Here is a 20497-nt window from a genome sequence, read left to right as displayed (position 1 = left end):
ACTGCAAGGCGTCGCCCAGTACTATTTCTGTCATGGAGCAGCCCACCCGACCCGGTTTCGCCACCCGACGGCGCACCCAGCTCTTCGACGCCCTCGTCGACCTCATCCTGGTCGAGGGGTTCGCCCACCTGACGCTCGACGAGATCGCGAACCGGCTGCGCTGTTCGAAGTCGACGCTGTACACCCTCGCCGGCAGCAAAGAACAGCTCGTCCGGGCCGCTACCGTGCACTTCTTCCGCCGCGCGACCGACGACGTCGAGTCGCACATCGAGCCGATCACCGGGGCCCGCGAGCGGATCACCGCCTACCTGTCGGCCGTGGGCACCGCCCTCTCGGCCGCATCCGACCAGTTCATGGCCGACCTCGACGCCTTCCCGCCGGCACGGGAGGTGTACGAACGGAACACCCAGTTCGCGGCCGGTCGGGTCCAGGAGTTGATCACCGAAGGCGTCGCCGGCGGGGACTTCCGCGACGTGCACGCCGCCTTCGCCGCCGACCTCGCCGCCACCATGATGGTCCGCATCCAGCAACGCGGGGTCCGCGACAGCACCGGACTCGACGATGCGCACGCCTACGCCGAACTCGCCGCGATCCTCACGGGCGGCATCAGCGCCTGAACCGTGTCACCGAGTTCGTGCGCCGAGAAGTTCCGCGGTTCGGCGCAACCGCATCAGCACCTGTAGATCGAGAGCCTTGTCGGGGTTGCGCCAGTCCGGGCCGAGGAGGCGGTCGATCGCGTCGAGACGCTGGTAGAGGGTGTTGACGTGCACGCCGAGACTCGCCGCGGTCGCCGAATGGTGGCGTCCGTGAGCGAGATACTCCGACAGTGTTTCCAGCAGTGGCACTCCGCGTTTGGCCTGCTCCGCCATCAGCGGCCCCAGTTGGGCCTCGGTGAGTTCGTCGAGGTGCTCGCGCGCCATGTGACTCAGCAGGATCCGGTAGATGCCCAGGCCGCGGGCGGACGAGACGTCCCCCGCGCGTCCCAATGTGTCGAGCACGTCGACGGTCTGCTGGGCTTCGACGTACGCCTGCGCGAGCGCCTTCGCGCCACGCGCCGGCTCCGCGATTCCGATCGTCGCGTCGAGCCGTCCGGCGGTGAACACCGCCTGGACGGAGGCGGAATCCTTGGCGGGCACGACCGCCAGCGCGCGGGAACCATGCTCCGCGGCAACGGTTCCCGAAGGGAAGGCGAATGTCCCGAGAGCGGTACGGACCGGGTCCGGGCCCGTGGCGATCGCCACGGCGACGCAGTACGTCGTGTCGGGGTTGAGCCCGGCCAACCGCAGTTGGCGGCGCTCGTCCTGTGCGGTCGCGGCGGGATGGGTCAGCAGGTCGACGAGAAAGGCATCCCGTGCACGACGGGTCGCCTCCCCCGCGGCACGTTCCTCGGCGAGCGACAGCGCGATCGCGGGTGCCGCACGTTCGAGCAGGAGACGCGTGGTCGGCTGCCCGGCTCCCACGCACAGGAGGGCGCCGAGCATCTCGCCGGCCGCCGCGACACGCTGTGCGACCACCTCGCCGCGTTCGGCGTGGTCCTTCCCTCCCGCCCGAAGCTCACGGACCGCCGCCGACACGTCATCGGCATGCGGCATCAGTTCTACGGGCAACGCGGACTCGTCCTGCACGAAATAGGCCGGTTGCCGGGAGAGCTGCGCGACCTCCTGCACCAAACGCTGCACTCCCGCCCCGAGCAGCACCACCTGAGTCAGCGTCCGATCCCACTGCAGTATCTGTTCGAGCTCGATTGTGCGCTGCGATAATTCGGCGTTCACCGATTCGAGCCGTGCGACGGTGTCTCGCTCACGTTCCAACGAGCGAACGTTCTCGATCGAGATCGCTGCATGGGCTGCCAGCGCCGACAGCAACGCGATCTCGGATTCGGTGAAGGCCCGCTCCTGACGCTTGCACGCGAACAGGGCACCGATGACGCGGTCGGCGACGCGCAGGGGCACCCCGAGCAGGCCGCGCATGTTCTCCGACCGCGCTGCGCTGTCGGCTCCGGTGATGTGCCGGAACGCCGGTTCACTCTGGTAGTCGGGTGTCCACTCCGGTGCGGACCTGCGGACGATCAGGCCCACGAGTCCTTCGTCCAGGGACAGTCGGATTCCGACGAGGTTCGGGGTCAAGGCCCCGCTGGTGACCTCGATGACGAATTCCTCGTCGTACACCGATCCCATGTAGGCGAGATCCACACCGAGAAGTTGCCGCGCCTGATCGACCACTTCCTGCAGCAACACCCGGTCGTAGCGGACCGTCGTCAACCGGACGGCGATGTCGTTGAGCGCCGCCAACTCCCTACTGCGCTGTTGGCGCTGGTCGAGCTGCGCGCGGAGCCGGAGTGCGGCGTTGGCTTCGCGTTCGACCGCGGCCCTGTCGGACGCGCCGGATTCCTCGATCAGCGTGCGCCGGAGGGCATCGAGTTCGTCGATGGGTGCGTCGTCGAGAAGCAGCTCCATCCAGCCGCGATCGGCAGTACTCACTGGTGCCTCCATCCATGGATTCCTGGATTTGATAGATGAAATCTACATTGGCCGAGATCCAGATCACAGCTAGATTCGAGACATCACCTTCTCGCCCGCAAAGGACCGGTTTTCGCCATGCTGATCGATGCACTGTTGGCATCCCTTCCCGCGGATCGCGTCGTGCGCGACCCCGACGTCGTCGCGAAGTACCAGCACGACGAAGCCGAGTGGGCGCCGTACGCCGCACCGCTCGCGGTCGTCAGGCCCCGAACGGCCCTCGAAGTCCAGGCTGTTGTGCGCGCCTGCCTCGACCACGACGCCGCCGTCGTCACGCGGGGTGCCGGGACCGGTCTGTCCGGCGGAGCGAACGCGACCGACGGCTGCGTTGTCCTCGCACTCGAGGGCATGAACGCGATCAAGGAAATCGATCCGCTCGAGCGGTATGCCGTCGTCGAGCCCGGCGTGGTGAACGACCATCTCCGCGCCGCGTGCGCCGAACACGGACTCTGGTATCCGCCGGATCCGGCCAGTTCACCGTGGTCGACGATCGGAGGGAACGTCGCCACCAACGCGGGCGGACTGTGCTGCGTCAAGTACGGCGTCACCCGTGACTACGTGCTCGGCATGCAGATCGTCACCGGCACCGGTGACCTCGTGCGACTCGGACGCAAGACCGCCAAGGGTGTGGCCGGTTACGATTTGGCAGGCCTCATGGTCGGCTCCGAGGGAACGCTCGGCGTCATCACCGAAATTACCGTCAAGCTGCGTCCACTCCAGGACCCGCAGCGCACGGTGGCCGGCTACTTCGACTCCATAGTCGACGCGGGCCGGGCCGTCAGCGCGGTGGCCGCGGCGGGGCTCACCCCGTCGGCGCTCGAGTTGGTGGACAAGCAGTGCCTCGTCGCCGTCGACGCCTGGAAGAAGATGGGATTGTCGGTGGAGGCGAACGTCGTTCTGCTCGGCCGCATCGACACCGCGGGAGTCGTCGGCGACCAGGAAGCGGAGAAGATGCTGTCGTGCTTCGACGAAGCCGGAGCCACGTGGTCTGCCGTCTCCACCGACCAGGAGGAAGCCGACGCGTTGTTCGCTGCGCGTCGTCTGGCCTACCCCGCGATGGAGCGACTCGGACCGGTCCTCACCGAAGATGTGTGCGTGCCGAAACGGGCTGTCCCCGAGATGCTTGCGCGCATCGAACAGATCGGTATCGCCCACGAGACCACCATCGCCAACATCGCCCACGCCGGCGACGGAAACCTGCACCCGCTGCTCATCACACCCCGCGACGACGAGGCTGCCCGCGCCCGGGCGCAGGCCGCGTTCGCGGATATCATCGACGCGGCACTGGAACTCGGCGGCACGGTCACCGGCGAGCACGGTGTCGGTCTACTGAAGATGGACGGCCTCGCCCAGGAACTCGATCCGGTCGTCCTGGGCATGCATCGATCGGTGAAGAACGCCCTCGACCCGCGCGGAATCATGAACCCCGGCAAAATCTTCGAGTAACCCGCTGTCGGCCTCTCGCCGTCACTCAGGGTGCGGCGAGAAGTCCAGGGCTCACAGCCGCGCAGCCTCTCCGCGGCGGTCGCCGCCGAACGACGCAGCGACAGAAGGGGGCTGGCGGCGCGCGGGCGGGACCTCGTGGAGTGGTGGTCCGGCGACCACGGTGTTGTGGATGCTGCCGATGCCTTCCACGGTCATGCTGACGGTGTCACCGATGCGCAGCGGTGGTGGTTGTCGATCTCCGCGCCATCCCCACAGTTCGGCGAGGCAGCCGCCCCCGCAGGTTCCGGATCCGAGTACGTCACCGGGCCGCACCCAGGTGCCGCGGCTGGCGTAGGCGATCAACTCGGCGAAGGTCCACGCCATGTTCGCCAGGGTGTCGCCGCCGATGCGGGTGCCGTTGACGAAGACCTCCATGTCCAGGTCGAACCGCCCATCGACCTCGTAGTCGACGAACTCGTCGACGGTGACGAGTACCGGCCCGAGGGTGGTGGCGGTGTCCTTGCCTTTCACAGTTCCCAGGCCCACCCGCATTTCACGTCCCTGCAGGTCGCGGGCGGACCAGTCGTTGAGGATGGTGAACCCGGCAACATGGTCGAATGCCTCGTCGACGGACAGGTTGTAACCGGCTGTGCCGATCACGGCGGCGACTTCCAATTCGAAGTCGAGTACCTCGCAGCCCGGCGGCATCGGAACCGTTGCGCCCGAGCCGATGGCCGCGTGGGGGTTGGTGAAATAGAAGGCGGGTGCTTCGTACCAGGCGTCCGGGATCGCGGCCGCCCCGGTGACCGCGCGCAGGGATCCTGCCGTGTGCTGTTCGAAGGTGATGAAGTCACGGATGCTGGCGACCGGAACCGGCACCGCGAGGTGGGCAGTCGAGTCCCAGGGCAGCCGGTGCTCGGTCATGGCCCCGCGCGGGTCGTCGGCGGCGAGCACGTCGAAGACGTCGGCGGACTCCGCGAACAGTGTGATGTGGTGGTCGTCGACGACGCCGTAGCGCTGGATCCCGTCGACGATCAGGGAACCGATTCTCATGCCTGCTCCTCGTCGAAGATGGCCACGGCGCGGGTCCATCCGGCCGAGGCCTTGTGGATTTTCACGGGGAAGCACGCCACCTGGAATCCCGACGAGGGGATCGACTCGAGATTGCCGAGTTTTTCGATGTGGCAGTAACCGATTTCGCGCCCGGCGCGGTGGCCCTCCCAGATGATGCAGGCGTCCTGGGTTTCGGCGTACCGCTGGGCTGTGTAGACGAACGGCGCATCCCAGCTCCAGGCGTCGGTGCCGGTCACCTTCACGCCCTGGCGCAGCAGGTGCAATGTCGCCTCGCGGCCCATGCCGCAGCCGGTGTTCACATAGTCGTCGTGGCCGTAGCGGGCACCCGCGCTCGTGTTGACCAGGACGATGTCGAACGGGGCCAGGGTGTGACCGATCCGGTCCAGTTCGCGGTCGATGTCGTCGGCGGTGACGACGTAGCCGTCGTCGAAGTGCCGGAAGTCGAGTCTGACGCCGTGCCCGAAGCACCAGTCGAGAGGCACTTCGTCGATGGTGATGGCCCGTTTGCCGCCGTCCATTGTGGACGCGTAGTGGTAGGGGGCGTCGAGGTGGGTGCCGTTGTGGGTGGACAGGCGGACCCGTTCGACGGCATATCCCTCCCCGTCGGGCAGGTCGTCGACCCGAGCGCCAGGAAAGAACTGCAGCAGTTCACCGCGGCTGTGTTCGTGGTCCAGGTAGTCGATCTCGGGCATATGACCGGGTGGGTCGGAGAGAATGCCCGCCTGCAATGACACGGACAGGTCGATGATTCGTCGCATGGTTTCGAGCCTTTACTTCGGGATCACGGGAAGGAGCAGGGAGGTTCCGGCGTCCGGGCCGGTGTGCACTGTGGTGGTGCCGTCGAAGATGCCGGCGGGCCGGTCGTCCGGATCGTCGTGCGGGGTCAATCCGTTGCCGCGCATCTCGATGCCGTAGATCACCGGCCACGGTCCGTCGCCGGGCATGTCGAAGTCGCGGCCGGCGAGGGTGACGCCGAGCCGGTAGCCGGTGGGGACGACGACGGAGGTAGGCCAGATCTCGACGTCCAGGTCGACGGCCTCGCCGGGTGTGAGTGGCTGCTTGCTCGTATGCCGATGCCACGGGCGGTGCGGGGAACTGGCTTGCTCGTCCAGTTCGCGGTGGGAGGCGCGCAGCCAGCCCACGCCGAGCACACCGTGGGGATCGATCGCGTCCACCAGCGACATCTCGTTCCCGTCGGGGTCCTGTACGCGCAGGGTGACGATCAGGTCGGCGTCGGTGGTCGAGGACGCCAGACGTACGCGGGCGGACGCCGGTCCGGTGATCTCCAACGGCCCGGTCAGCGGCGCGGTCCAGAAGTCGACACCGGGCCCCAGCGCCGCAAACTCGGCGGTGCCCTCGGCCGGTGGTTCGGTCGGGCTCATCGCTCCGGACGCGGCGTCGAGGTGGAACCGCGTCCACTGCGTGCGGGCAAGCGGCCATTCCTGTTCGTCGCGGCCCTCGAACGAGCCGTCGAGGTGGCGCACGTTCAGTCGAACCGGGGGCTGGTCTCCCCAGCCGGTCGCCTCGCCTTTGAGGAAGTGGCCGAAGAATCGCTTCTGCAGGTCGACGCCGTAGTCGGTGTAGAACTCCGCGTAGTGCTCGTGACCGTGCACCTCCAGCCACTTCTGTGAAGAGGACACCTGGGCGTAGGCGTCGAAATTGCCGCGGGTGTGCAACCGGTGCGCCCAATTCGCCGCCGACAGTACCGGGACCTCGATCCGCGTCAGGTCCGGGGTGCGGGCCTGCGCGAATTCGTCGAGCAGCTCCCGGCGCTTGCCCTCCCCGATCGTGTCGACCCGGTTCGCGACGAGTTCGTCGTCGGTCAGCGTCGGCGGTCCGGCGACCAACTCACCGGTGTTGGGATTGCGTCGGCCCCGCTCCCGGGCCCCGTGCTGGACGGTGAAGATCTGGTGCTCCTGCCACGCCTGGCCGAACCGAGTCAGGATGCCACCGTGCCGGTTCAGGTCTCGGTAGAAGTCGGTGAAGCCCTCCCACGGGCAGATCGCCGTCAGGTGCGGCGGACGCAGTGCCGCCACGAGCCACTGGTTGGCCGCGTAATAGGAGATCCCGAGCAGTCCCACCCGGCCGTTCGACCAGTCTCGGGTGCCGGCCCATTCGATGGCCTCGTAGTAGTCGCGGGCCTCCTGCTCGCTGAGCATGTCCAACAGTCCGGGCGAGCGGCCGGCGCCGCGGGAATCGACCCGAATGCAGATGTATCCGTCGGGAACCCACTTCTCCGGATCGACGGTCTCCCACACCTGGTAGCGGTTGCTAGACCCGGCCGCTGCCTCCGGATACGCGCTGATCAGCTGCTGCCACATCGGCCCGAATCCCTCTTGGAACGCCAGGCCTTTGCCGTACGGCCCGAGGGTCATCAGCACCGGATATTCGCCCTCGTCGTCGGGCCGGAAGACGTCGGCCCGCAGGATCGTGCCGTCCGCCATCGGCACGGGTACGTCCCAGTCGATGCGCATCCCGTCCGACGTCTCGCTGCGTTCGGTGATCTCCGCACTGGCTTGCGTTGTCATGACTACCCACCTTCTAAAGTCCAGAAACTTGCATTAACAGTATGAGTTGAGTCACGTCATTAACGCAAGGGTCTTGCGTTAAGGTGAGGTCATGAGTGATCAAGGAGCCCAGCGTCGCCCCGGTGGCCGTTCCGCTCGAGTCCGCCGCGCAGTCCTCGATGCCGCTCTCGACGCGCTACACGAACACGGCATGGAGGGGCTGGCGGTCGCGGATGTCGCGTCCCGGGCAGGCGTGCACGAGACGTCGATCTACCGTCGGTGGGGCACGCGGGAGAGCCTGATGATCGAGGCCCTCCTCGAGGAGGCAGAGGAATGGGGCCAGGTGCCCGACACCGGATCGCTCCGTGACGATCTGATCACCTACGCCGGTCGACTCGTGACGTACCTGACCAGCCCGGTCGGCGCGGCCTTCGACAGGGCATTGGCTGCCTCCGGCGACGACCCCGCCGCCACCGAGGCGCGCAACCGGTACTGGGAGGCGCGCTTCGCGCGATCCGGTGAGATCGTGAAGCGCGCGATCGGACGGGGTGAGCTGCCCGAGACCACCGATGTCCGACTCGCCATCGAAATGCTGGTCGCCCCAATACACTTCAAGGTCCTGCTCACCCGCGAAGCTCTCGACCCGGAGCTACCCGAGCGCATCGTCGACTCACTCCTGCACGGGCTCGTCGGACGCGGCAACTCCGGCGAGGGCGCCTCGACGGCGTGAGGCACACGCTGGTTACCGAAGGCGGTGATTGTCTCCACTGATCCCATCGCGGTGTGGGTGATTTCTCCATGGTTTCCTCGCGATCCGGCTCATACAGTGGTCTGCATCACGTTGCCCGGTCGGGCGCCCACTCTTCAGGAAGCCGAGTCATTCATGTCGTCTGTACTGCAGAAACCCGAGATCGAGGCGAGGGTGGTCCGGAAGGTCGCCCGGCGGCTCATTCCGTTCCTCGGCCTGGCCTACTTCGTCAACTATCTCGACCGGACCAATATCGGGCTGGCGAAGCTGACCATGAGTGAGGAGCTCGGACTCACCGAGACCATGTTCGGTCTGGCCTCCGGGCTTTTCTTCATCGGATATCTCCTGTTCGAGGTGCCGAGCAATCTCGCGCTGCACAGGTTCGGGGCGCGCCGGTGGATCGCCCGGATCATGCTCACGTGGGGAATCATCGCGGCGGCCATGGCCTTCGTGCCCAATGCCGGCTCGCTGTACACACTGCGCATGCTGCTGGGTATCGCCGAGGCGGGATTCTTCCCGGGCGTTCTGCTCTACCTGACCCTGTGGTTTCCCCGCGCCTATCGGGTCCGGCTGATGGGCCTGTTCCTTCTCGCGCTCCCGGTGTCGTCGGCGCTCGGAGCCCCGTTGTCGAGCGCCATCATCCAGTACTGGGACGGGTTGTTCGGACTGTCCGGGTGGCGGGTCATGTTCCTGATCGAGGGGATCCCGGCCGTCGTGCTCGCGGTGGTCACCTGGTTCTACCTGACCGACCGGCCCTCGCAGGCCACATGGCTGAACGAGGACGAAAAGGTGTGGCTCACTCGTGAACTCGAATCCGAGGCGGCCGAATCCGGCTCTCACATCAGCGGGTCGGTACGCCGGGCGGTGACCGATTCCCGCGTGTGGATGCTGGGGTTCGTCTACTTCGGGATCACCTACGGGTTGTACTCGCTCAGCTTCTTCCTGCCCAGCATCGTCGCCGGTTTCAAGAAGTCGTTCGACACCGACTTCTCGCTGTTCACCACCGGGTTGATCGTTGCGGTCCCGTTCGCGGTCGGTGCCGTCGCAATGGTGTTGTGGAGCAGGCACTCCGACCGGACCGGTGAGCGGATCTGGCACGTCGCCGTCCCCACCCTGATCGGAGCCGTCTCCATTCCGGTCGCCCTGTACATGCAGTCGCCGCTCACGACGATGATCGCGGTCACCGTCAATGCGGTCGGTGTGTTCTGCGCCCTGCCGGTGTTCTGGTACCTGCCCAGCACGTTCCTGGCCGGCGCGGGTGCCGCCGCAGGTATCGCCGTCGTCAACTCGGTGGGCAACATGAGCGGTTTCGGCGCCCCGTACGTCACGGGGTGGCTGTTCGACGCCACCGGGAACTCACGCGCAGGCCTGTGGGTCGTCGGGGCGGTCATGCTCGTCGCAGTGGTTCTGGTTCTCGTGCTCAGATCGCGGGTAAGTCCCACTCGCAGCGACGAAGACATCAGCGGGAGTGTTGTCGCCGCGAGCCGGTGAACTCGCGAAGGCGCGGCCCAACTGTGGGCCGCGCCTTCGTCATTGATCCTCGGCGATCCGCTCCAGCAGCGGCCGGGTTCGGTAGGGGATGGCGTCGCGCATCGCCACGGACACCGTGGTGCGCTCGATCCCGGGCACGGCGAGGATGAGGCCGGCGACCCGATACAGATCGTCGGCATCGACGGCGACCACGCCGATGTGCAGGTCCGCCGCCCCGGAGATGCCGACGACCTCCACGACCTCGGCGATGTCCCGCAGGTGCTCGATGACGTCCTCGAGGCGATGCTGGTCGACCACCGCGGTGACGAACGCCTGCAGGGGGTACCCCAGATCGCGGGGTGACACGCAGCGGTCGACGGGTGCGAGCACTCGTTGCTCCTCCCAGCGAGACATCCTTGCTTGCACGGTATTACGTGCCATCCCCAGCAGGGAGGCCAATTGCACCCCGGTGGCGCGAGGGGCATCGCACAGCGCGAGCAGCAGGCGGGCATCGGTCCGATCGAGTCTCGTCATGTAGCGCAGTATGCCAGAGTTCGAGACGTCATACTTGCGCATTCTGCTTAATCTGCTTAACAACACTTGCGCATGATGAATCCTGATGATTGTGTGGATACAACATTCTGACCGACCCGGTCACTCGCGGGCGGCGAGCTCTCCCGGTACATCACTTTCGGAGGTTTTCGTGTTCGATAATGACGATGTGGTGCAGTTGGTCACCGAAACCGGTGCGCGAGTCGATCATCCGGACTACTCCCGGTACGTCGACGATGTCGACATCACGTCGGTGCGCGCGCTGTACGAAGACCTGGTCGTGGTGCGGCGCATCGACGCGGAGGCGACCGCGCTGCAGCGTCAGGGCGAACTGGGACTGTGGGCTCCGCTGCTGGGGCAGGAAGCGGCGCAGGTCGGATCGGCGCGCGCCCTCCGTCCGGACGACTTCGTCTTCGCCAGCTACCGCGAACACGGAGTCGCGTACTGCCGCGACGTCGATCCCGCCCACATGCTCAGGTTCTGGCGAGGGTCGACGCACTCGGGCTGGAACCCGTTCGAGTACAACATGACGACCCCCGCGATCATCGTCGGCGCGCAGGCACTGCACGCCACCGGGTATGCGATGGGCATGCAGTTCGACGGCTCCGACGGCGCCGCGATCACCTACTTCGGCGACGGCGCCACCAGTCAGGGCGACATCTCCGAGGCCTTCGGGTTCGCCGCGAGCTTCAACGCCCCCGTGGTGTTCTTCTGCCAGAACAACCAGTGGGCAATCTCCGAACCGGTCAGCCTGCAATCGCGGGTGAGTATCGCCGCGCGGGGCCGGGGCTTCGGTGTTCCCAGCGTGCGCGTCGACGGCAACGACGTCCTCGCCGTGATCGCCGTGACCCGGGCCGCGCTCGAACGGGCACGGGAAGGCAGCGGGCCCAACCTGATCGAGGCGGTCACCTACCGGATGGGCCCGCACACCACGTCCGACGACCCGTCCCGGTACCGCCCCGCTGCGCTCGACGAGGAATGGAAACGCAAGGACCCCCTCGACCGCATCCGCGCCCTCCTCGAGTCGGCGGGCGCGATCGACGACGACTACCTCGCCGCCGTGCAGCAGCGCGCCGACGACACCGCCGCGGCGTTGCGCCGCGGCTGCCTCGAGACCGTCGAACCCGAGCCGATGTCCCTGTTCGACAACGTGTACGCCGAACCCCATCCCCTCGTCGACGAAGAGCGCCGCCAGTTCGCCGCCTACCTCGACAGTTTCGAAGGAACCGACGCATGAGCACAGCCATCTCCGCGGCCGCCCCGACCACGCTTCCGCTCGGCAAGGCCCTCAACGCCGGCCTGCGCCGCGCCCTCGAGAACGACCCGAAGGTCGTGCTCATGGGAGAGGACATCGGCAAACTCGGCGGTGTCTTCCGCATCACCGACGGACTGCAGAAGGACTTCGGTCCCAACCGCGTCATCGACACGCCGCTCGCCGAATCCGGGATCATCGGCACCGCAGTTGGTCTCGCGATGCGCGGTTACCGACCGGTGTGCGAGATCCAGTTCGACGGGTTCATCTACCCCGGCTTCGACCAGATCGTCTCGCAGGTAGCCAAACTGCACTACCGCACGAGCGGCAACGTCAAGATGCCGATCACCATTCGCGTCCCGTACGGCGGTGGCATCGGTGCGATCGAGCATCACTCCGAGTCGCCGGAGGGGTACTTCGCCGCGACCGCGGGTCTTCGCGTCGTCACCTGCAGCACCGCCGCCGATGCGCACACCATGATTCAGCAGGCCATCGCGTCGGACGATCCGGTGCTGTTCTTCGAACCCAAGCGCCGGTACTGGGAGAAGGGGCAGATCGACCCGGTGGCCGAGGCGAGTCCACTGCACAAGGCCCGCGTGGTCGTACCGGGCACCGACGCCACCGTCGTCGCGTACGGGCCGCTCGTGACAACTGCACTGCAGGCCGCGAAAGTCGCTGCGGGCGAGGGTAGGTCGATCGAGGTGATCGATCTGCGGTCCATTTCCCCGCTCGACGTCGACACCGTCGCCGCGTCCGTGCGGCGCACCGGACGCCTGGTGATCACCCACGAGGCGCCTGTGTTCCTCGGGATCGGTGCCGAAATCGCGGCCCGCATCAGCGAGCGCTGCTTCTATCACCTCGAAGCACCGGTGGCCCGCGTCGGCGGCTTCACCGTCCCGTATCCGCCGGCGAAACTCGAAGAGCATTTCCTGCCGGACGTCGACCGCATCCTCGACGCCGTCGACCGCACCTTCACCGCGTAGGACCAGGAGTTCGCCATGCCCACTGTCAAGACATTCCTGCTGCCCGACCTCGGCGAGGGCCTCACCGACGCCGAACTGCTGACCTGGGTGGTGAAGGTCGGCGACACCGTGACGCTCAACCAGATCATCGCCGAGGTCGAAACGGCGAAGGCGTCGGTGGAGTTGCCCTCGCCCTACGCCGGAACGGTGGTCGCGTTGCACGCCGAGGAGGGGACGACCGTCGACGTCGGCAGCCCCTTCATCGATGTAGCGGTCGCCGGCGAGGACCCGGCGGACACGCCCGAGTCGACCGCTGCTGCGGCCCCGGCAGAGCGGACCCCGGTCCTCGTCGGGTACGGCGTGGCCGAAGACTCCTCGAGCCGGCGCCGGCAACGGCGTCCAGCGGCGGGAACCCGAGTCGACGACACCGCGGCGCCGGGCACGTCGCGTCCGTTGGCCTCTCCGCCGGTGCGGTTCGCCGCGAAGCAACACGGAGTCGACCTCAGCGAGGTCGACGCAACCGGGGTGCACGGTGAAGTCACCAGGGACGACCTCGAACGCCACCGCACCGCCACCCCGGTGACGACGTCGGCGGCGACGGTCCCGCCGGACGCCGACGAGGAACGCATCCCGATCAAGGGCGTCCGCAAGCACACTGCCGCAGCGATGGTCCGAAGCGCATTCACCGCCCCGCATGTCACCGAGTTCGTCACGGTAGATGTCACCCCGACGATCGACCTGCTGGCACAGCTACGCGAAACGAAGCACTTCACCGACGTGCGCCTGACACCGCTGACGTTGGTGGCCAAGGCATTGCTCGTGGCGCTGCGCACCAACCCGACCCTGAATTCGTCCTGGGACGAGGACTCCCAGGAGATCGTCCTCAAACGCTCCGTGAACCTCGGCATCGCGGCCGCCACCCCCCGCGGGCTGATGGTGCCGAACATCAAGAACGCACACACCCTCGGTCTGCGCGACCTCGCGATCGCCCTGTCGGATCTGACGAACACGGCGAAGGAGGGCAAGACCGGACCCGCCGATCTCGCCGACGGCACGATCACGATCACCAATGTCGGCGTCTTCGGTGTCGACGCGGGTACGCCCATCCTCAACCCCGGCGAGGCGGCGATCCTGTGCTTCGGGGCGATCCGCAGGCAGCCGTGGGAACACCAGGGCGAGATCGCGTTGCGGTCGGTCACCACACTGAGCCTGTCGTTCGACCATCGACTGGTCGACGGTGAGCAGGGATCGAGATTCCTCGCGGCCATCGGTCAGATCCTGTCGGACCCGTTGACGTTGATCGCGCTCAGCTGAAGTCCTGTTCGTTTCGACCTTTCCGGCACGTCCCATGGCGTGCCCGATCGAGGGAGTTCCCCATGTCCGACCAACCGGACGTCCTGATTCTCGGCGGTGGATCCGGCGGGTACGCATGTGCCTTCCGCGCCGCGCAACTGGGTAAGACCGTCACCCTGATCGAAGAGGACAAGGTCGGCGGCACCTGCCTGCACCGAGGGTGCATCCCCACCAAGGCGCTCGTGCACGCCGCCGAGGTCGCCGACACCGTCACGCACGCGTCAGCCCTCGGTATCGGTGCGACGCTCGACGGGATCGACCTCGGCGGTGTCCACGCCTACAAGAACGCGATGGTCGAACGCCTGTACAACGGCCTGCAGGGGCTGGTTCGCGGCCACAAGATCGAGGTGGTGCACGAAACCGGCCGTTACGACGGGGGCCGCACCGTCCACGTCGGCGATCGCACGATCACCGGCACGTCGCTGGTGCTCGCGACCGGCTCGCAGGTCCGGAGCCTGCCCGGACTCGAGATCGGTGGCCGCATCCTCACGAGCGACGGGGCACTGACGTTTCCCGACCTTCCGAAGCGCGTCGTCGTACTCGGCGGCGGTGTCATCGGGGTCGAATTCGCCAGCATCTGGGCATCGTTGGGTGCCGCCGTCACCATCGTCGAAGCGCTGCCCCGGCTCGTCGCCGCCGAAGACGAGTGGTCCTCGAAGCAACTCACCCGGGCCCTCCGCAAACGCGGCATCACCATCATGACCGGCACCCGATTCGCGAAGGCGGTCCAGGACGAGAGCACGGTCAGCGTCACGGTGGAGTCGGGCGACACGATCGAGGCGGACCTGCTGCTCGTCGCGGTCGGCCGCGGACCTCGGACCGCCGACATCGGACTCACCGAGAACGGCGTCGCACTCGACCCCCGCGGTTTCGTCGCGGTCGACGACTCCCTGCGCACCTCGCAGCCGGCCGTGTACGCGGTCGGTGACATCGTCGCCGGTCCGCAACTCGCGCATCGCGGATTCCAGCAGGGCATCTTCGTCGCGGAAACGATCGCCGGCCTGAGCCCGACACCGGTCGAGGACAGCGGCATCCCCCGGGTGACGTACTCCAACCCCGAGGTCGCGTCGGTCGGGCTCACCGAAGACCAGGCCCGCGAGCGGCACGGAGACGTCGCCACCGTCGTCTACGACCTCGCCGGCAACGGCAAGAGCCAGATCCTCGGGACCAGCGGCGGCGTCAAACTGGTGCGCGCCGGAGCCACGGAGGGACCGGTCGTCGGAATCCACATGGTCGGCGAGCGCGTGGGCGAACTCATCGGCGAGGCGCAACTGATCGTCAACTGGGGCGCGTACCCCGACGAAGTCGCCACCCTCGTGCACGCGCACCCCACCCAGGCAGAAGCGCTCGGCGAGGCACACCTCGCTCTCGCGGGTACACCACTGCACAGTCACAGCTGATCGCTGGCCGACCTCGCTTGCCGCACCCGTCGCCGGCTGAAACCGTTCACAATCCTGGGAGTGCGGTCCAGAACGACTCGAGCTTGTCGGCGCTGATCACGGTGCCGAAGTTCTGTGCGACGACGGACACCGAAGCTTCGTGGGCTGTTCGGCTGTAGGTGGCGGCGCAGTCTTCGACGAGCGAAACCCAGTATTCGTGAAACAGCGCGCTACGCAGACTCGACTCGACACACACCTCGGTGGCGACCCCGGTGAAGAGCAGGGAATCGATGCCGAGGGAACGCAGGGTGAGGTCGAGGTTGGTGCCGACGAAGGCGCTGAACCGGTTCTTCGTGATCACCACGTCGCCGTCCTGCGGAGCGACGGCGTAATAGCCTGCCCCGGGTGTTCCTGTGCGGCAGGTAATTCCGGTGCGTGCCGCGTCCGGCCCCTCGCCGATGCGGCCGAGCCACTGGGGTGTATCGGTGGTTTCGTCGTGCAGGGTACGTACGAAGATCACCCGGACCCCGGCCGTGCGCGCCGACGCGACGAGGTGATCCAGGCGCGGTGCCATCGCCACCGGGGCGGTCACGTCGAAGCCCTTCTGTGCCAGCGACCCGTCGGGGGAGCAGAAATCGTTCTGCATGTCGATGACGATCAGCGCGCACCGGGCGGGGTCGTAGCGGAACGGGACCGAGCTCATTTCGTGGTGTCCTTCCCTGTCAGGGTTGTGCGGAAATCTTGTTCGGCGTTGAGCCGCTACCAGATGACGACGGCGGCTCCGGTAGCCAGCAGCAGTCCGGCCATCACCGGGACGACGAGATGGCGGACCAGTTCGGCAACCGGTATCCGGCAGAATCCGGCGACCACCACCAGCGACGACCAGATCACGAGAGTTCCCCCGCCCGTCCATGTGGCGCCGTTCTGGGCGATGGCAGCCAAGGTCGCGGTGTCCATTCCGGACTGCGGTGCCAGCGCGGCAGCCAATCCGCCGGTGAGGGGTAAGCCCGCCCACCCCGAACCGTCGAGACCGACCGCCATACCGATGAAGAGCATGCTGAGCGCGACGAAGACGCCGTTGTCGGGGATGTACGGCTGCACCCGTTCGACGGTGTCGAAGAGGAAGGCCGGACCGGTGGTGTCGTCGTCGAGTCCGAGAATGGCGCCCGAATAGTCGGGAATTCCGATGTACACGAAACCTGCGACGGGAAGGATGATGCCCATCGCCTTGAATGCGTACGACAGACCATCGATGAAGTGGGTGGCGCAGAATTCGAGCGCATCGGAGCGTCGTGAGGTGACGGTCACGAGGGCCATCAGGATGATTGCCGTGCCTCCCACCAGAGACGCGCCCGCGCCGTCCTCCCAGGGGACGAGATCGGTGAAACGACCGACCAACATGTAAACCAGGACGGCGACGAACGCGGCAGGCACGCCGATCGCCCACGCACGGGTCAGAGTCGGGCGATCGGTGATTCTCGTTCCGTCGTCCTCGAACCCGGGCAGTTCCTCGTCGAGCACGTCCGTGGCGGTGGGTGAGACCGCGACATCCGGGCTCGGCGCGAAACCGGCAGCCGGGCCGGCGGGTGTGCCACCGACACCGCCGGAGGGATGCCCGGTTCCACCGATCGGGTCGGTGCCCGGAACCGCGTCCGTACGCATCCTGCGGCGGACGGTCAGGAAGTAGGCGAGCACCGCCGCAGTGATACCGACGATCAATGAGATCACCAGGGCACGATCGGCGATGTCGTCGGCGGGAACGCCCGCGCCGCTCGCGGAAATCGACGGCGCAAGACCGATCACGTAGTCGGAGGCGATCGACATCCCCTGGCCGGAGATCGCGAGAACCACCGCAGCTCCGAGCGGTGGCAGACCCACCTTGATCGCGGCAGGAAGCAGGACCGCACCGATCAGGGCCAGTGCCGGGGTCGGCCAGAAGAACAGCGAGAGAAAATAGGTGAAGACGAACAGCACGATGTACGCGACTCGACCATTGACCATCCACCGACTGACGGGGCGAACCATCACCTCATCGGAACCGATCGCCCGCATCGCCGCGAGCATCGAGGTCACCGCCGCGATGACGATGAAGATCTCGAACAGCGCGGTGCCGGAAGTGATGGTGGCCCGGAACACCGACATGATGGCATTCGGGACGCTGCCGCTGTACGCAAGTGCCGTGGCAAATGTCGCGAGTACCGCGGGGATCATGACGTTCTTGCGTAGTGCCATGGCCACGATCAGAGAAGCAAGGCCGACTAAGAACACGATCTGCGCAGCGCCCACGTGCGACTCCTTGTATCGAACTACTTGCGGCGAGTACCTCGGAAGTGTGCGGGTGAGGACGGCCGAGTCATGACCGTTGTCGGGTCACGACGCGGGGCACCGCAGCCCGGTTGTCGCATGATCCTCGCCTTCCTTTGATGTGTCGTCAACGTCAAAGTGACTATGCGAGAGACGATTCGATGTGCAAGGTGCGCAGAAAATGACAACCGCGTTTCGGCTTCGGCGGGTCGTGTGAACGATTACAGTATTCTGCGGCTTCGCGGGCCGAGAACGGCGCCGGAGACCTCGCGACTAACCGCACGTGCAGGCGCACGACGAGCCGCTCGTGTCCGAGGAAGAGGGGGGGCGTCCCCGGACACGAGCGGCGGACGGTCTCCCGGCCGAGGGGGACCGGTCAGGGGACCTGGCTGCCACTCGGGGCCGTCGATCCCGGGGCAGCGTGGATGCGGGGTACCCGCCGACGTGCGGGGCTACTCGCTTCGGGCAGGAAAAGTTTCGCTCGCGTGACGACGCTGCCCGCGGCAGTCTGACCTGCGAAGATCATCCGTCACCCGGGCGATCCCGCCGGACGCGCCCGAGAGCGCACGGCGCCGGGAACGATTGGGCGGGTGTTTGGTTGTGTAACATCATCGTCCAGGGGCGCAACCAGAAAACTCTGCCTCCGTGGGTCGTAGGTCGGGCATCGGATGGGGGTCGTCGGCGATAGCCTTGGGTATCTCCTCGAGAGGCCAGCGGTGGTGCACTTCTTCGACAGTGGCTCGGACCGGAAGAATCGATCCAGTCGATGACGGACAACGATCCCTTCGCCACGCGACGCGACGCGTCGGGTTCGGTCACGGCCGATCTGGCAGCCGCCGGATTCGAGGACGCACACGAGCTCGGCCGCGGCGGTTTCGGCGTCGTCTACTGCTGCACCCAGGCGGCGCTCGACCGCACCGTGGCAATCAAGGTCCTCACCGCAGACCTCGACGAGCAGAACCGGGAACGATTCGTCCGCGAGCAGCGCGCGGCGGGCCGGCTGACCGGACACCCCAATGTCGTCAATGTCCTCCACGTCGGCGTCACCGACAACGGTCGGCCATACATCGTCATGCCGTACCACGCCCAGGACTCCCTCGACGCGCGAATCCGCCGCCACGGCCCACTCCCACTGGATGAAGCCCTGCGACTCGGCGTCAAAATGGCCGGCGCCCTCGAGACTGCCCACCGACTCGGGATCCTTCACCGCGACGTCAAGCCCGAGAACATCCTGCTCACCGACTACGGCGAGCCAGCGCTGTCAGATTTCGGCATAGCCCGTATCGCCGGCGGATTCGAAACCACCGCCGGCGTCGTGACGGGGTCGCCGGCGTTCACTGCCCCCGAAGTGGTGACCGGCCAACCCCCGAGTGCTGCCGCCGACGTGTACGGCCTCGGTGCCACGCTGTTCGCTGCGATGACCGGTCACGCCGCCTTCGAACGCCGCAGCGGGGAGCAGGTGGTAGCCCAATTCCTGAGGATCGCCGCCGAGCCTGGTCCGGACCCACGCAAGCACGGCATTCCCGAGGACGTCAGCACGATCATCGAACGTGCCATGACCGGCACCCCGGAGGACCGCCCCTCCGCTACGGAACTTGGTCAGCAACTCCGAGCATCCCAACATCTCCATGGGTTTCCCGTCGACGAGATGGCACTGCACGCCGAAGCGGGAGCCGTGCAGCCACAGGAGAACGTGAGGGTGCCGCCGCCTCACCAACTCGTCTCCCATGCACACGACTTCTTTCGCGAAGTGACAAGTTTCGTCGGACGCCGCAATGAAGTAGCCGCCGTCAAGGCGCGTCTGTCGGATTCCCGGATCGTGACCCTCACCGGATTTGGTGGGGTAGGGAAAACCCGGCTGGCATGCCGCGTCGCCTCGGAAGTGCGCAGAACCTACACCGACGGCGTCTGGTTTGTGGATCTCGCCGCGATCTCCACTCCAGAACTTGTCGTCAGCGCAATTCCCGAGGCGCTCGGCATCCGAGACGGAATGACTGCGGACGGTAGTCACTACCTGTTCGAATTCCTCGGTGGAAGACATGCACTCATCGTCTTGGACAACTGCGAGCACTTGATCGAGGCGAGCGGAAGCGTCGCGGCCGACATTGTTCGCCGGGCGGATCGCGTGCAAATCCTGGTAACCAGTCGGGAGCCCAGCTGTTCGTTGTCTGAGCCTGCAGGACACGCAGTGGTGCACTTTCTGGACTTCATCTCGCATGCCTGCGCGTTGACGGAGCGACCAAGTCAATCGATCCAGTATCCGGTAGGCTGATTGCTACCGGATCTGTTGGAGAAGCGAGGAGCGAAGATGGCACGTCTGCCGGCCGGGCAACGCCGAGAAGACTTCATCACCGCGGCGGTGCAGGTTATTGCCGAACGCGGTGTACATGGGGCGACCACTCGCCGCATCGCGGAACGTGCGCAAGCACCGCTTGCGAGCTTGCACTACTGCTTCCATACGAAGGAGGAGTTGTTTCTCGCCATCTACGAGGATATGGCTTCGGCGCAGGTGCGAGAAGGTTTTCACGTACGCGAAGGCTCAGGACTCGGCCGAGCAGCGGCGGGACTTCTGCGTCAGATCCAAGCATGGCTCGCGAAGGAAGACACCTACGCGCAGGCGCAGTTGGAATTGTTCTTCTGGGTCCTCAGGCAGGACAGTGACTTGGCGAAGCGGGTGTATCAACTTTATCTCGACATGCTCGAAGGCTTGCTGCGTCAGGGTTTGAGGCCCGACGACGACGTCAACTTGGTCGAGGTTCTGGCTCGAACGATTGCCTCGATGGCAGATGGTCTGATTCCGCAATGGCTGACCTACAAGGACCCGGTCATACGTGACACGACAATCGATGTCATCGCCGAATCCCTGGAACGACTCGCCGACGCGCACCGGCTCCCGCAAGCGACGCCAGCCGGTTAGCGACACGGCAAGAGGACGTCATCGTGTCGCGTGAC

The 20497-nt window shown here is 66.4% G+C and carries 16 protein-coding genes and 1 pseudogene; 10 read left to right on the top strand and 7 right to left on the bottom strand.

Going from position 1 to position 20497, the window contains the following annotated elements:
- The first annotated feature begins 32 nt into the window (after positions 1–32).
- Entirely contained in the window at positions 33–617 is a 585-nt protein-coding gene (locus FND50_RS35220) for a TetR/AcrR family transcriptional regulator (RefSeq protein WP_005257782.1), read from the top strand.
- 6 nt (positions 618–623) lie between these two features.
- Here FND50_RS35220 and FND50_RS35215 read toward each other — a convergent pair whose 3' ends face one another.
- Complete coding sequence (locus tag FND50_RS35215; RefSeq protein WP_144288835.1) at positions 624–2492, bottom strand: GAF domain-containing protein; 1869 nt, start codon at positions 2490–2492, stop codon at positions 624–626.
- Positions 2493–2597: 105 nt separating this feature from the next.
- Between FND50_RS35215 and FND50_RS35210 the strand changes: the two genes are divergently transcribed.
- Positions 2598–3965 carry an FAD-binding oxidoreductase gene (locus FND50_RS35210; RefSeq protein ID WP_144288834.1) on the top strand — a complete coding sequence of 456 codons (1368 nt, stop codon included), beginning with the start codon at positions 2598–2600 and terminating at the stop codon, positions 3963–3965.
- A 51-nt stretch (positions 3966–4016) separates the two neighbouring features.
- Here the strand turns inward: FND50_RS35210 and FND50_RS35205 are convergent, their stop codons facing one another.
- From FND50_RS35205 to FND50_RS35195, 3 genes are read right to left on the bottom strand one after another with little or no spacing between them, the layout of a single operon-like run.
- Positions 4017–4997 carry a fumarylacetoacetate hydrolase family protein gene (locus FND50_RS35205; RefSeq protein WP_144288833.1) on the bottom strand — a complete coding sequence of 327 codons (981 nt, stop codon included), beginning with the start codon at positions 4995–4997 and terminating at the stop codon, positions 4017–4019.
- Complete coding sequence (locus tag FND50_RS35200) at positions 4994–5776, bottom strand: cyclase family protein (protein WP_144288832.1); 783 nt, start codon at positions 5774–5776, stop codon at positions 4994–4996. The genes FND50_RS35205 and FND50_RS35200 overlap by 4 nt, the downstream gene beginning before the upstream one ends.
- 12 nt (positions 5777–5788) lie before the next feature.
- Positions 5789–7546 (bottom strand): CocE/NonD family hydrolase, encoded by a 1758-nt coding sequence (locus FND50_RS35195; protein ID WP_144288831.1) that lies wholly within the window; start codon positions 7544–7546, stop codon positions 5789–5791.
- Positions 7547–7637: 91 nt separating this feature from the next.
- Here FND50_RS35195 and FND50_RS35190 point away from each other — a divergent pair, with 91 nt between their 5' ends.
- On the top strand, positions 7638–8255 hold the full coding sequence (locus FND50_RS35190; RefSeq protein WP_144288830.1) for a TetR/AcrR family transcriptional regulator: 618 nt from the start codon (positions 7638–7640) through the stop codon (positions 8253–8255).
- 153 nt (positions 8256–8408) lie between these two features.
- A complete protein-coding gene (locus tag FND50_RS35185) occupies positions 8409–9764 on the top strand; it encodes an MFS transporter (protein ID WP_144288829.1) in 1356 nt (451 codons plus the stop codon).
- 39 nt (positions 9765–9803) lie between these two features.
- Here the strand turns inward: FND50_RS35185 and FND50_RS35180 are convergent, their stop codons facing one another.
- Positions 9804–10277, bottom strand: a complete 474-nt coding sequence (locus FND50_RS35180; RefSeq protein WP_144288828.1) for an Lrp/AsnC family transcriptional regulator — start codon at positions 10275–10277, stop codon at positions 9804–9806.
- A gap of 169 nt (positions 10278–10446) precedes the next feature.
- Between FND50_RS35180 and pdhA the strand changes: the two genes are divergently transcribed.
- The 4 genes from pdhA (at position 10447) to lpdA (ending at position 15262) form a co-directional block, all read left to right on the top strand.
- Entirely contained in the window at positions 10447–11532 is a 1086-nt protein-coding gene (gene pdhA / locus FND50_RS35175; RefSeq protein WP_144288827.1) for a pyruvate dehydrogenase (acetyl-transferring) E1 component subunit alpha, read from the top strand.
- The gene (locus FND50_RS35170; protein ID WP_144288826.1) at positions 11529–12530 is read left to right on the top strand and encodes an alpha-ketoacid dehydrogenase subunit beta; all 1002 of its coding nucleotides are present in this window, start codon (positions 11529–11531) and stop codon (positions 12528–12530) included. Before pdhA ends, FND50_RS35170 begins: the two co-directional genes overlap by 4 nt.
- 15 nt (positions 12531–12545) lie before the next feature.
- Positions 12546–13823, top strand: coding sequence for a dihydrolipoamide acetyltransferase family protein (locus tag FND50_RS35165; RefSeq protein ID WP_144288825.1), 1278 nt, complete (start codon positions 12546–12548; stop codon positions 13821–13823).
- Positions 13824–13885: 62 nt separating this feature from the next.
- Entirely contained in the window at positions 13886–15262 is a 1377-nt protein-coding gene (gene lpdA / locus FND50_RS35160) for a dihydrolipoyl dehydrogenase (RefSeq protein WP_144288824.1), read from the top strand.
- A 46-nt stretch (positions 15263–15308) separates the two neighbouring features.
- Here the strand turns inward: lpdA and FND50_RS35155 are convergent, their stop codons facing one another.
- On the bottom strand, positions 15309–15944 hold the full coding sequence (locus FND50_RS35155) for a cysteine hydrolase family protein (protein ID WP_144288823.1): 636 nt from the start codon (positions 15942–15944) through the stop codon (positions 15309–15311).
- Positions 15945–16000: 56 nt separating this feature from the next.
- Positions 16001–17527 (bottom strand): permease, encoded by a 1527-nt coding sequence (locus FND50_RS35150; RefSeq protein ID WP_144288822.1) that lies wholly within the window; start codon positions 17525–17527, stop codon positions 16001–16003.
- 784 nt (positions 17528–18311) lie between these two features.
- Between FND50_RS35150 and FND50_RS35145 the strand changes: the two are divergent.
- Positions 18312–19718, top strand: a pseudogene (locus tag FND50_RS35145) (protein kinase); the annotation flags it as partial.
- 135 nt (positions 19719–19853) lie between these two features.
- The gene (locus FND50_RS35140) at positions 19854–20462 is read left to right on the top strand and encodes a TetR/AcrR family transcriptional regulator (protein WP_144288821.1); all 609 of its coding nucleotides are present in this window, start codon (positions 19854–19856) and stop codon (positions 20460–20462) included.
- The last annotated feature ends 35 nt before the right edge of the window (positions 20463–20497 follow it).

The sequence above is a fragment of the Rhodococcus sp. WB9 genome, assembly GCF_007558985.1.
Lineage (GTDB): Bacteria > Actinomycetota > Actinomycetes > Mycobacteriales > Mycobacteriaceae > Rhodococcus_F > Rhodococcus_F opacus.
This window is presented reverse-complemented; position numbering and strand designations above follow the sequence as displayed.